Annotated in this window: 4 protein-coding genes; 1 reads left to right on the forward strand and 3 read right to left on the reverse strand. The window is 57.9% G+C overall.

Annotation, left to right across the window (positions count from 1 at the left end; all coding sequences use genetic code 11):
- Positions 1-1,528 (reverse strand): PAS domain S-box protein (locus VMU57_RS10845; protein ID WP_325383290.1); only part of this gene is annotated, 1,528 nt, incomplete at its 3' end.
- Positions 1,529-1,546: 18 nt separating this feature from the next.
- Positions 1,547-2,254, reverse strand: a complete 708-nt coding sequence (locus tag VMU57_RS10850; RefSeq protein ID WP_325383292.1) for a Crp/Fnr family transcriptional regulator — start codon at positions 2,252-2,254, stop codon at positions 1,547-1,549.
- A 311-nt stretch (positions 2,255-2,565) separates the two neighbouring features.
- Between VMU57_RS10850 and VMU57_RS10855 the strand changes: the two genes are divergently transcribed.
- Positions 2,566-2,796, forward strand: coding sequence for a hypothetical protein (locus tag VMU57_RS10855; RefSeq protein WP_325383294.1), 231 nt, complete (start codon positions 2,566-2,568; stop codon positions 2,794-2,796).
- Between the two features lie 171 nt (positions 2,797-2,967).
- Here VMU57_RS10855 and VMU57_RS10860 read toward each other — a convergent pair whose 3' ends face one another.
- Positions 2,968-3,696, reverse strand: a complete 729-nt coding sequence (locus VMU57_RS10860) for a DUF5995 family protein (protein WP_325383296.1) — start codon at positions 3,694-3,696, stop codon at positions 2,968-2,970.
- Positions 3,697-3,942 lie beyond the last annotated feature (246 nt).

Genomic DNA, 3,942 nt, shown 5'->3' on the forward strand with positions numbered 1-3,942 from the left:
TCCACGCCATATCCATTTTGATGGCGGTGAGAATCTGTCCGATTTGATCGTGGAGATCGCGAGCGACCCTTATGCGATCTTCTTCGCGCACCCACTGCAGGCGGTCTGCCAACGCGCGCAGTTGTTCTCTCTGCAAGACGAGCAACTCCTGTGAGCGCTTGCGTTGAGTGATGTCACTGTTGATGACCAGCACGCGAGGCGGCTGACCGCGCTGGCCCCATTGCAATGCCCAGCGGCCTGCCACCACAACAAGGCTGCCGTTTTTGGCCGTCTTGATGAGGTCTCCCTCCCAATGTCCCACGCGCATCAGCTCTGCGGTGATCTCCTTGAACGGCTCCGGAAACTCGGTGCAAAGCATTTCATGCGCGATTTGACCGGCGGCTTCGGCCTTGGAGTATCCCAGCATGGCCTCTGCTCCGCGGCTCCAGAACTGGACTCTGCCCTCCATGTCGATCACAAAGACAGAGTCCTGCGTGAGCTCGAGCAGCGCGGCTTGCTCCGCAGTGGCGATCCGCTCCTGCCGCCTCTCCGCAACATCGCGAAAGACCAGCACAACGCCAATGACTTTTCCCTCGGCCGCGAAGATGGGCGCGGCGCTGTGCTCGACCGCAACTTCACGGCCATCCCTTGTGACCAGATCCACATGGTTGGCTACTGCCAGAATCTCCCTGTCCTTGAGCACGCGGAGCACTTCATTGTCCGCCGTCATCCCGGACTCTTCGTTGATGAGCTTGAGCACATGTCCGATCGGCTGGTTCAGAGCCTCCTCTACCGGCCAACCGGTAAGAACCGCGGCGATCGGGTTCAGAAAGGTGATTCGCCCTTCGCTGTCCGTGGCGATGACCGCCTCGCCAATGCTGCCCAGCACAGCTGTCCAACGCTCCTCATTCTGAAGCAGTTTGTCGCCGAGCTTCTTGATGTGGGATCCGGTAAAGAACGCAAGGAAGACGCCAGAGCCCAAGCCGAGAACCAGACAGCTTGTCACCATCAAGACCCATCGGCGATGCGCAGCTTCAACGCGCTCGCGGCGCAATTTCTCTTCCACACTTTGAAAGTAGGTGACCTGTTCTCGAAGCGTATCCAGGTTGCTCTTTCTTAGCTGGTCCTGAATGAGAGTGGGGTCAACCTTTCCCGCACGGCGAAGAGCGATAATCCGGTCGTCGTACTCCTCCGCCTCCTGAAAGCCAGCATCGATGGCTCTGAGCCGCTGCTGCTGTGCGGGGCTATCCGCTGCCTGTTGATTCAAGACCTGGAATTCTGGATCGAATCGCTTCGTCCCCTCCAGATACGTCGGGAGGAAGCTTTCATCGCCGGTCGCGATATAGCCGCGCTTCGCGGATTCCATATCGACCAGCACCTTGAGAAGGTGGCCGGATTGGTCGAGAACCATATCGGTGTGATCAACCCATTGCAACGATCTGTTCAGATCGAATGTTTCCCACAAGAGGAATCCGGCAAGAGATGTCGTGACCAACAAAGGTACCGCAATGACTCGGCGGAGCAGTCGGTTGAACTTCGAGTATTCCATCGGGAAAGTCCATCCTTCTTACCGTGCTGGGTGAACAATTTCGGGTGTTGCTGTGTTGTTGCCGGGCAACCGGTCATGCAGGATTGTGTCCAGAAGAGATTGATGAACCCGAATTTGGCCGTCGTAACGGATGAAGCCAAGCTCGCGAAAGCGGTTCATGAAGAACCTGACGGCAGACCTGGGAGCGCCAATCATCTCAGCCAGCCTTTCCTCCGTGATCTCAAGAGGCAGCGATTCTATTTCACCTGTTTTGCCAAGCCCCGACATCAATAAGAGAGCCCGCGCCAGGCGCTTTTCGCTGGAGTCGAAGAGCTGGTCGACAAGATCGGACTGGATGCGCATTCCTCGCGCGAGAAGAAACGCCGTGAAGACGACGGCGAGTGGCTGCTCTTCATGCAGGGCGCGGAGCATCTCGCCACGTTCTATCCTGAGAGCTCGGCAGTGAGTGATTGCGGTTGCAGTGGACGTATGGAGCGCGCCGACGATTGCAAGCGACTCTTCTCCAACGAAATCTCCGGGAGTGATGTAAGTGATCGTGGCTTCCTTGCCGTTGCTGGATCCGACAATCAGCTTTGCGCGTCCACTTTGTAGATAAATCACAGAGTCAGCGGCTTTTCCCTGCGAAAAGAGGATCTGATCTTCGTGAAGTTCGAGAAGCTCGCGACCACGGCCGGCGCTGGCTAAAAACTTCCTTACATCGAAAGTCGGCTTTCCGAGTTTTTGCATTAAACGCCTTCCCCCAGGAATGGCCCTGCCGTTTTCGAAGGGCCGGGCATAGAAAACAGTGCCGGTTGAGGTCGATACCGGAGTAGCCGGAACCGAATCATGCTGATCCCCAGTTAACAGGGGCCAGGCCGTGAGCGCATCGGGTTGAGTGTCCAATTTGAGCACCGGGCCCCGCCCATCCGCAGGGGTAATTCCATAGGATGGCATGATTGGGCTCGAATGAATGGTCTGCATTGCTCACCATCTTGGGCTATCTTCAAGACTCTTGATGGACCTGGCCAAAGGTAACCGGCTCAATGCGGAGGCTGAAAATGGGCTGCACCTGGCCGCACTGCGATACTTCTGCCCGGACTGAAGCAGCCACCGAATGCTGCGGCTTCATTGAAGTAGGCAAATGTGGATTGATCTATTGGGATATGTTGCTGAATTGCCGCCGTCAGGCCAAACCACTCATCGACAACCGGTTATGCGCGATCGTCGGGATTACTCCCCGAACGCCCCAGGGTCCGATTTTCCTGCCCCAACTGACGGGCGACAATTAAAAGTACCGGAAAGAATAGTTAACGCCAGACACCCAACCCGGTTATGAGATCGCAGGATGCTGGCCGGTCGGTTCGGCTATTTGTAGGGTCCGCTGGCTGTCTGCTTTGGCCATCTCGACAGGCATGTTCAAAAGAACCATATGGAGCCAGGCTGGCTCTTGCGCAGAGCATTCAGACGGCGAGGATGGCCCGGCCGAGGGCGCCGGTGGTTGCGTCTTGCGCACTGATGGCAGCATTACGAGTGAGCCCGGTCAGATCGCGCAGGTGGTTTGCGAAGTCCCAGGCGAGGTTGCGGGCGCTGCAGATGTCCCAGAAAGCGAGCAGCCGGCCGATTTTGCCAGTGTCTTCTGCGAGCACGCCGAGCGTATCCGTGGCGAGCATGGTCAGCACCGAGGGCATCACGGTTTTAAGCAAGTCATTGACGGACTGATAGTCGGCGAACTCGGGGCTGTCTGGAGCCGGAATGACGTTCAATTCGGCGTCGGTGGTCAGCAGGGCCAGCGCGAGGTCGTGATTAATGTGGGCGTTCATGCCTGCGAGAGCAAACTGAATGCGATCGATGCCGGTGCGGTAACGCGCTTCAAACAGCGCGCTCCATGCCGAGGGCACAGAGCCTCCGCCGAGGAATCTGGCCACGGCGCCAAAATAGAGACCGGCGAAGACGACATCGAGGCGAGTGAGCCAAACTGGGCTTTGCCACGCGCCTCCCGGCGGGTGCAGATCGACCTGCTGCGTGACCGTGAGATAGAGCCGGTTGAACCACTTGAGGCCATCATTCACCGGCAGGAGCGCGTCGACGGCCTGCATACGCGCGATCACGTCCGCAATGGTCGATGGAGCCAGTCCGTTAACAAGGTCGTAGAGCGGCTGATCCGCAGGGGATGGTGTGGCTGTGGGCATGCGCGATCTCCGAGAGTAATCCGCAGCAGTATAAGTCATCCCTTCGACGCCCGGCAGGGAATGTTGGCCGATCAGCCAAGTAGCCCCTGGCGGGGAGGCGGTGAACCGGGCCGAACAATTCCACGCTGTCGGGGAGAAACCTTGCGACATGCCGTAATTAACCGGCCAATCTCCCCACACCCCTCCTCGGAGACAGCAGGCAAGAAGTATATTTTCTTTCAGTTGGAGTTTCTTCAGGAGGCGGGG

Source organism: Edaphobacter sp. (assembly GCF_035532915.1).
Classification (GTDB): Bacteria; Acidobacteriota; Terriglobia; order Terriglobales; family Acidobacteriaceae; genus Edaphobacter.